7 protein-coding genes are annotated in these 8,111 nt (G+C 66.4%); 4 read left to right on the top strand and 3 right to left on the bottom strand.

Annotation, left to right across the window (positions count from 1 at the left end):
• The first annotated feature begins 94 nt into the window (after window positions 1-94).
• Window positions 95-577: a GNAT family N-acetyltransferase gene (locus ABZS40_RS16490; RefSeq protein WP_354944089.1), complete on the top strand. Its 483-nt coding sequence runs from the start codon at window positions 95-97 to the stop codon at window positions 575-577.
• Between the two features lie 194 nt (window positions 578-771).
• Here the strand turns inward: ABZS40_RS16490 and ABZS40_RS16495 are convergent, their stop codons facing one another.
• Entirely contained in the window at window positions 772-2,175 is a 1,404-nt protein-coding gene (locus tag ABZS40_RS16495; protein WP_354944090.1) for a hypothetical protein, read from the bottom strand.
• Between the two features lie 369 nt (window positions 2,176-2,544).
• Between ABZS40_RS16495 and ABZS40_RS16500 the strand changes: the two genes are divergently transcribed.
• From ABZS40_RS16500 to ABZS40_RS16510, 3 genes are all read left to right on the top strand, one after another.
• Window positions 2,545-2,808 (top strand): DUF1883 domain-containing protein, encoded by a 264-nt coding sequence (locus tag ABZS40_RS16500; protein ID WP_354944091.1) that lies wholly within the window; start codon window positions 2,545-2,547, stop codon window positions 2,806-2,808.
• Between the two features lie 163 nt (window positions 2,809-2,971).
• Window positions 2,972-4,360, top strand: a complete 1,389-nt coding sequence (locus tag ABZS40_RS16505) for a competence protein CoiA family protein (RefSeq protein ID WP_354944092.1) — start codon at window positions 2,972-2,974, stop codon at window positions 4,358-4,360.
• Window positions 4,361-4,557: 197 nt separating this feature from the next.
• Complete coding sequence (locus ABZS40_RS16510; protein WP_354944093.1) at window positions 4,558-5,445, top strand: hypothetical protein; 888 nt, start codon at window positions 4,558-4,560, stop codon at window positions 5,443-5,445.
• A 196-nt stretch (window positions 5,446-5,641) separates the two neighbouring features.
• Here ABZS40_RS16510 and ABZS40_RS16515 read toward each other — a convergent pair whose 3' ends face one another.
• Both ABZS40_RS16515 and ABZS40_RS16520 read right to left on the bottom strand, forming a co-directional pair.
• Entirely contained in the window at window positions 5,642-6,181 is a 540-nt protein-coding gene (locus ABZS40_RS16515; RefSeq protein ID WP_354944094.1) for a hypothetical protein, read from the bottom strand.
• Window positions 6,182-6,471: 290 nt separating this feature from the next.
• Entirely contained in the window at window positions 6,472-7,935 is a 1,464-nt protein-coding gene (locus ABZS40_RS16520) for a tyrosine-type recombinase/integrase (RefSeq protein ID WP_354944095.1), read from the bottom strand.
• Between the last annotated feature and the right edge of the window lie 176 nt (window positions 7,936-8,111).

The raw sequence follows: 8,111 nt of genomic DNA on the forward strand, positions 1-8,111 counted from the left end.
ACCGGATGCCGGGGTGTCAGGAAGGTGACTTGGTCCCGCTCGGAAGCTGCTTCAGGCGAAGAGCGAAGTCGGGGCGATTCGGTACGGTGGCCGGGTGATCGAGGTGCGACAGCCGACCCGAGCCGACCTGGATGCGCTGGCGGATATCCTGAGCGCTGTGGAGCTCGACTGTGACCCTGAGGGTGTGCAGTGTTGGGTGGCCGTGGAGTCGGGCGTCGAGGGCGTCCACAAGGTCATTGGCGGTGTCATCGCTGACTTCGACTACGGCGACTACGGGTCTACGGTGCCGCCCGGCCACGGTGACAACCAGGCCTTCATCTTCGCCATCGCGGTAGCGCCCGAGGGGCAGCGCAAGGGTGCCGGCCGCGCCCTCATGCGCCGTGTGGCCGAGGGTGCCCACGCTGCAGGCCTGTCGTTCCTGGTACTCATGCCTCAGGAGCGCCGGGCGGACGATGTCAGCGAGCACATCGCCTTCTTCCGCGCCTGCGGCTTGAACTCTTTGGCGCCAGGGAGGCGCATGCCGCCCTACGGTGCCCCCATCCTGGAGATCCTAGAGCGCTTGCGGCTCGACTCCTGACGCCCTGGCCTGGGCTTGGGCCTGAGGGTCAGTGACCCCCCCCATCAGGCGGCGACGCACGAACCGATCGCCGCGCCCGAGCCGTACTCGATGCGGCTTCGAAAAGCGGCGACCACGACGTTAAGAGTTGATCGGCCTTCTGACGCGGACAGGCCAGTGGGATCCTGGCGAGTGGCTCGCCGGGCCTGTTTCGTCTACCTGGGTAGGGCGATGTGGTGCCTGCGGAAGAGGCTGTTGAAGAAGGCCGTTACTAGCGGGCGCGCCTGGCCTTCGTCGTGGAGTTCGTTCGTGCCGAACCGATAGACCTCGTAGCCGGCGAGAGTGAGGTCGCGGCTGGCGGCCACGGTATGCGCGTACTCGTTGCCATCCGGGAGCCAGCGTCGCTGGCCGTCGGGGGCTCCCTGTTCGCTTGCGTAGTGCGTTTGGCCGTCGACTTCCAGCACGATTCGGGCGCCCGCCGGTGCTAGCAGCAGGAAGTCCATGCGGAACTGCACCAGCGCGTCCTTACCGCGGGTCTTGATTGTCTTCGGGTCCCAGTGGCGCCACACCTCGGGCAAGAGGGCCGGAAGGTCCTGCAGGGCGCCACGGTAGATGTCGTGGTAGAGCTTGAACAGGAGCAGCTGATGCGGAGAGCCCTGCGGCACGCTGCTGCCGAGCCGCTGGTACAGCTCCCGCTTGGCGTGGTGACCATCGTCGATCTGGCGGGTGTCGGACCACCAACTTTGTAGGTCGCGCCAGCGCAGGCCCGAAGCACCGACAGGCCGATTGTAGACGAGAACCTCCCCGGTGGGATCCACGACCTCGACCTCGCTGTCGATGACGTCGATGAGCCGCAGATCGGGCTTCTTCGGGGACGCGAAGATGAGCTGCTTGGGTCGGCCGGTCCTGGATCCGGTGGCCACCAGGTGGAAGGTCGGGTAGCCATCGGTGTTGCCCGTCTCCCGAAGCTCCAGCCCGATGGCGGCCAGCGGCGGATTGATCGCGTCAACCAGTTGGCGTTGGGCGTCTTCGTCCGGCACGGTGTCGCCGGACACCATGCCTTCGAGGAAGAGGGCGAATCTGCGGTCAGCTGCCTGATCGACCGCACCGAGCTCGTCGAACAACTGCTCGACGGTCCAGTCGTCGTTGCGGTAGAAGTGCCGATCGATCTGCCCACTGAGGCTGGTGTCCTCGAATCCAAAAGAGAGGCCGCCGCGGCCTAGGTCAAAGAGCGTGGCCAGGAGGTTGTGGAATCGCTGGGCGTGATCGACCAGGACCTGCCCCGGCAAGGCCCGGGCGAGGTCGCGACGTGTCCGCTTCGGGATCGGAGGAGGATGCTCGTCGGCCCACACGAGATCCTGGACCGTTATACGGTCAATCATGTGCAGGCCGCTGTGCCGCTCGACCAGGCCGACGGCGACCTCCCTGAGCCGCTCGTCCGGGACCGCCGCGGCACTGCTCTCGCCCCGCTGGGCTTTGGTTTCGCCGCCTGTCGACGGCGGGAGCCCAGCCTCGATCAGGTCCTCGTCTAGTCGAGCGTGAGTGCTTCCGTCAGCGATCGCGCGAGCGGCCCGGATCACGATCTCACGAAGCGTCGCGACACCCGCGTCGTCAACCATCGTGTCATTCTGGCAGCATCGCACCGAAGTCACGTTGCTTCCGAGGCAGACAAGCGTTGCGGGCGCCGTCCTACATGGACACCTTCTCGGGGCAACCTGTCCAACGTGCAGCGCCTGTTTATGCTTCCCGGTACAACCACGCTGACCGCGACACCGAAGCGGTCCGTCAGTTCGGTGACCGGACGACGAGCCACCGCACCATCACCGCAGACCACATAGCGCTTCCGCGCGCCCAGTCGCGATACCACGAGTACGCACCCCTGTCACTAACTCGGCAGATACCCCGCGAGCGGCCGTGACTTGCGGAGCGGACAGGAACACGCCCGGAAGGACTTTCTACGGGGCGTCATCATCCATTACACATAGTGTGTGGATCACCTCTACTGGGACCTTGGTGAGTGCGCCACTGGCGCGGTGTTCGAGATTGGGTTGCGCGGCTCGACCGCCAGGGTCTGCCTTATGGACGACGACGAGTACCAGGCGTACGTCGACGGCGACGAGTATGAGTTTTTCGGTGGCTTCTACGATCTCACCCCCGTGGTCCTGGAGGTGCCTTACGACGATCACTGGTGGCTCATCGTCGACAGCTACCCCGAGCGCATCCGGGTCACGGTCAACCAGGTCTTCGACTGACAACTGGGGGACTGGTACGAGCAGTGATGTTGTCGCGCCACTCTGCCATGCTCGACGTATACGCGTTTCCGCGACCATCGGTGAGAGGTACGCGTGGGCGAGATCCGCACGGTCACCAACCGCAGCCCGGACGTCGGCGGCGCCTTTAGACGGCGGCGGTGAGATGGCCTTCGCGGCGATTCATCCCGAGGCTGGCCGCATCGACGCCACCTTGCCCGACCTCGGCTGTGGTCTGACCTGGTCGGCCGTGCACAGGATTCGGCCGCGGGTGGCGTTGCGGTGTCCGGAGTGCGGGCATGGGGTCCATGCCAAGGTGTCCGCTCGCGGGCTGCGGTACTTCGCCCATGATCCCGGACGCCTCACCGGCTGCGCCTGGTTGAACGAGTCCCTGGAGCATCACCTCCTCAAGCTGGAACTGGCTACCGCGGTTCGGGCCGCTGATTGGCACGCCGAGCTGGAGGTCCGCTCCCCGGATGGCTCATGGCGCGCCGATGTCCTCGCCTCCTCGCACGACGGCACCCGACGCATCGCCTGGGAGGCCCAACTGTCGCCCATCACCATCGAGGAGATCCAGGAGCGCACCGAGCGATACCGCGCCGCCGGTGTCGGCGTGTGCTGGGTCAGTCCGGCCGCGCAGGCCCCGTGGATGGGACACGTGCCGTCGATCCGGGTCCGCGAACCCACGCAGGGCCGGCCCTGGACCGTCGTGGAGGGTCCGTCAGCGTTCGACTTCGACCGCGGCGCCTGGGGTGCCGTCGACGCGCTGGAGCTGACCGCCTTCGTCCGCTGGGTGTCGCGAGGGCAGCTCGTCGTGCACGAGGTCCGCCCCCGATACCGGCGGGTGTGGTTCGCCGCCGACGATCTTTACCGCCGGCGGCGCCTGGTCTGGACCTCCAGCCCGCACATTGATAGCGAGACCCGGCACGAGGCGATGCGGCAGCGCCAGGAGGCGCGCAAGCGCCAGCGCGAAGAGCAGCAGCGCCAAGCCGAGCGACAAGCCGAAGCAGAAGCCGAAGCCCGACGCAAAGACGAGCAACGGCAACGCGAGATTAGGGCAGCGGAGGAGGCCGCCCGGCGAGATGAGCAACTGCGCAGATGGGCAGCCGAAGCCGAACAGGCACGCCAGCGACGAGAAGTAGAGGAGCAGCAGCGGCAGGCACAGCAACGCGCCGCCGAGCAGCAGCGGCTGCGCCAGGAGCAGGACGAGCGACTGGCCGCGGACCGATGGTGGGGGGAGTTGTCTGCCGAGCAACTCTACGAATTCCGCGAGGCCGTCGCGGATCCGCTGTGGAAGACACACGCCGCCCGCCCCGAGTTCGATGCCCAAGGCCCCACCCCGGACCGCGCCTACGGCATCGCCATTCGCATTCGCCAGCGGCTACACGGGGTACTCCGACCCAGCCCCGCATCACTGCACCGGCTGCCCCCAGCGGTCCCGGTCTACGTGCGCAACGGCCGCGAAGCCCAACAACTCGCCGCCACCGGCGCCATCGACCCCACCCGTATCGTGCATTTCAACCTCCCCGATCACGAGCAGATGTCGCTGATCTAGATCGGGTTCCACTCGGAGGGGTCAGGCACCAGGTCCGGCGCCCGCGACGTGGCCGGTCACTATCCGGGGTCCTCACTAGCGTGCCCGGTAACGCCGCAGTGACGGCAGTCCACGGTGGTGGCGCTACGGCAGGATAGGTGCGCGTGACGCAACGTCCCTGACTTGGCCCGTCCGATACGAGGGAGTGGAGACACCGAGTGGCGCTCCGATTCGCGCTGGGACTTCCAACTGACACGCCAAAGGTCTACGCACCGTTCACTGCTGGGCAGGTCGCGCTACTTCGTCGCTGGCAGGCTGCTCCGGTCGCCACACACATGAGGTGCCCCCGTCACGGCGAGGTGTGGCGCAAGAGTTCGGATCTAGTTCCGGCAATCACCGGCTGGCGCTGCGCCTTCCGGACGCCGGACTATCCTGACCTGGCCTGTTCATACACCGTCGACTGGGCCTACGCCGGAATGCTGGACGAAGACAACGTCCGGATCCTCGAGGAAATGTCGGTGTACGTCGTCGAGGTGTCGTTCGACGACGACTCGGACGAACCCCTGAACGTCTTCTCAGACTATGACCTCCTCCTGTCATTCCATGACGAGGTCGATCTTGACTGGGAAGAAATCGCCGAGCGCAGCGTGCTTGATCAACGAAGAGGTCTTGTCATCACGCAGAGCACTGTCCTGGAGGACCTCCTCGGCGATGTGGTCCTGCAACTGGAGAAGCCAGATGATCCCGAGGCGCGCCGAAGCGAGCTAGACGGGTGGATGATTGGGAAGCGACTTCATCGTGTTGAGTCGCTGCTGGCAAGTCACCCGTCCTCGGAGGCGAACCGCAGCTTCCCACGAGAGGAACTGTGGGCCGTGGTGCGGCGTCGAAACGAGTTGGCACACGGGAACATCACCCGAGTCGTCGGTGAGTCCTGTCCGCGATCCGACGGACCAGGCAAGACCCAGCAAGTGGAGTGGCGCCTGGTGGACCGCCGAACTCGCAGATCCCAACTGATCACCATGGCCGGACTACGCGAGGACGTCTATACCGCCCTCGCTGCCTACACGAGTCTTGTCCAGTGGGTCGTAGCCAATCCTGGCGACTAGCTAGACGCTGCGGAGAAGCGTTACTCGGGGCTTGATTGGCATCGGGCCGCGTGAGATCAGGGGATTGTGCTGGACCGCCGGTGTCGTCAGTCGCGCCGGACCTACTGCCGGCCGATGCAGCTCTGGAACGTGGTGAGCGTGGGGCTGGTGTCGTTTCCGCGCTGCTGGCCGACTGTGATCAGTGGCCGCGACGTCGTCAGTTCGCGGTGGCCGGCACCGAAGGGCTCCCCTGCACCACGCGCAGGGTCATGCGCGGGTAGTGGTCGCGAATCCTGCCTGCGTTGTGCTGCGGGTTGTCGGTGCCCACCTCCACGTATTGGCCGGGCTCGGCGCCGATGGCGTGCAGTGGGATGCCTCGCCGCTGCCAGTAGTCGTAATCGGCGCTGATGTCTGCCACCCACGCGTCGAGGGTCAGCTCGGAGTACCGGGCGTCGGCGAACCGTACGGTCACGGCCGGCACCAGCGCGCGGATGGCGGCGTCGAAACCGGGGGTGGGGATGCGTTGCACCAGTAGGAGTCGGGCGGGCAGGTCGACGGCCACTCCCGCGTAGGCCCTTGGCCAGCGCGTCGAGGCTGCCTTTCCGACTACGGTGGCGGCGTCCATCACCTCCTGTTGGCTCGGCCATTCGGACCTGCCTGGATCGGGTGTCGCGGTCGCGGTCGCGGGTGGCGGTTGCGGGGGCGTCGTCGGCGCGGCGGTGGCGACGCTGGAGCCGGCGAGCGCTAGTAGTGGCATTGCCAGCAGCAGTTTGGTCGGGCGTCAGGGCATGATTCAGACCTCCTCGGGCGGCCCTCGGAGGTGCCGCGAACCAGACTTTTCGGGAATAGCGCATATTCTGTGGTGAGACTCCCGCTCCACCAAGTCGGTTCCCTCATATGGGCGGGTCAGCTCCACTGCGTGTTGCTTAACCCCCACCAGGTAGCCAGCGGCAGCTGATTTCCGGATCTGGACCGGTGCCCCGTCCCGAGTGGCTGGACGTCCGTCCGTGCGGCATCGCCGATTGCTGATAACTGCTCGGGGGCATGTCACGCTGCCTTGGGTCGCCTCTTCTTGATCTTGTTGGCGACAGCGTCGGCGGCTTCGCGGTGGAGTTGTTTGCTGACGCTTTGGTAGGTGTCGCGGGTGAGGGTGGTGGTGGAGTGGCCGAGTTGTTCAGAGACGACTTTGATGTCGACGCCAGCGTCGAGGGCCAGGGTGGCGGCGCTGTGTCGTAGGTCGTGCAGTCGGATTGGTGGCAGTCCGGCCTTGCGGACGAGGCGCCGGAATCGTTGGGTGACGGCGTTGGGATGCCAGGCGTGGCCGTCTTGGCGGACAAAGAACAGCCCGGTGGTGGGCCAGGCGTCGCCAGCGGCGAGTCGCCACTGAGCGCGGAGCGCTTTGTAGGTGGTGAGGATCGTGACGGTGTCGGTGTCGAGGGCGACGTCGCGGTTGCCGGCTTGGCTTTTGGGGGCTTTCTGGACGGGCGTGTAGCCGTGGGTGGCGATCTGGTTGTTGATGGTGGTTTCGTGGCGGTGCAGTCGGACTTCGCTGTCGCGTAGTCCGCAGGCTTCGCCGCGGCGGGGTCCGCGGTAGGCCATGTAGTGCCACATGGGGAACAGGTCGGGTGCGTGGATGGCGGCGTAGTCGAGGAACTCCGTGACGTGCTCGTCGGTCCAGACCATCACTGGTCCGGGGACTTTGCCGGTTGCCTTCCATTGTTGGACGCGTTCGTCTTCCCAGATGATGGGGCGGGCGGGTTCGCCGGGGACCTTGACCAGGGCGGCGGGGTTGGTGCCGACGATGAGTTCGTCGGCGAGGGCGTCGTTGATGGCTTTGCGTAGGCAGGCGCGGATGCGTTGGCGGGTGTTGGGGCCGGTGGGCCGTACCCCGGCGACGGTTTTGCGGACGGCGGGGTCGGGGCTGGCTTTAGCGGCGATGATGTCGGCGTTGCGGTGCTCGATGGCGACGAACATCGAGCGGATGTGACTGGTGCGCAGGTTGTCGAGTGGCACTTCGCCGAGGTGTGGGGTGAGGTGCACGCGCACGATGGACTCGTAGCCGCGCAGGGTGTTCGCGTCGACGTCGATGTGGGCCAGCCAGGTGGTGAGGTAGTCGGCGACGGTGGGCATGTCAGCGAGGACCCCGTCGCCGCGTAGTCGTTGGCGGATGCGCTCGACGTCGGGCAGGGGTCGTTTGGCGCGTACGGCGCTCTGGATGAGGTCGGCGATCTCGGTGCGGCGGCGCGTGTCTGCCTTGGGTGCGAGGGCGAGGAGTTCGCGTACGAGGTCGAGTTCGTCGGCGGCGGCTCGTCTGGTGGGTAGGCCGGCGCGTCGCAGGAGCCGTCGGCGGCCGTCGGCGGTGGGTGGGAGTTCGAGTTGGTAGGCCCAGCTTCCGTGCTCGGAGCTCCAGGCGCGGTTGGGTCGGCGTAGTTTCGGACAGTCGTTTCCGTAGGGCTTGCCGGTGTCGGGATGGCGGCAGCCGCATCGTTTGAAGACATTTCCTGCAGGCATGGCTGGTGGTGCTCCTTGTTCGGATGGTGGTGCATCGGTTTCGGTGATCCACATCGACGCGTGACATGCGGGCACAATCAAGTCGGCCGGGCCCGGAAGCCGCACGAGCGCTGGCGCCACCCGCACAGCGACGGCAACCCCGAAGAGCATTGAGCAGGGGTACGCGCATAAGGGCC

Source organism: Micromonospora sp. NPDC005324 (assembly GCF_040607155.1).
GTDB classification, from domain to species: Bacteria; Actinomycetota; Actinomycetes; order Mycobacteriales; family Micromonosporaceae; genus Micromonospora; species Micromonospora trifolii.